Source organism: Pseudomonas sp. AC463, assembly GCF_979253585.1.
Genome location: NZ_CEEDDZ010000281.1, coordinates 1 through 343 on the forward strand (window position 1 = coordinate 1; position 343 = coordinate 343).

Below are 343 nucleotides of genomic sequence, written 5' to 3' on the forward strand. Positions count from 1 at the left end.
CTGGAGCGAGGGGCAGCATGTCGGCTTGATCGCGGCCAGCCAGATTCTTCAGCGGCCCGAAGGCAAACCCAGCGACAACGGCATCCCTGTGGTGCTGATCCGTGATCGCGACAACCTGTTCGGTCTGGTGGTGGAGCGTTTCGTCGGTGAGCGCACGCTGGTGGTGATGCCGTTGGATGCACGGCTCGGCAAGGTGCAGGATGTGTCGGCAGGCGCGTTGCTGGACGACGGTACGCCGGTGCTGATTCTCGACGTCGAGGACATGCTGATGTCGGTGGCCAAACTGCTCGGCAGTGGTCGCCTGGAGCGGGTCGACCGTAGCGTCCGCCAGCTCGCCGGTGTT

General features: G+C 64.7%; 1 protein-coding gene. It reads left to right on the forward strand.

The window, feature by feature from the left end:
• Nucleotides 1-343 (forward strand): chemotaxis protein CheW (locus AC0IYH_RS30155; protein WP_471837788.1); only part of this gene is annotated, 343 nt, incomplete at both ends.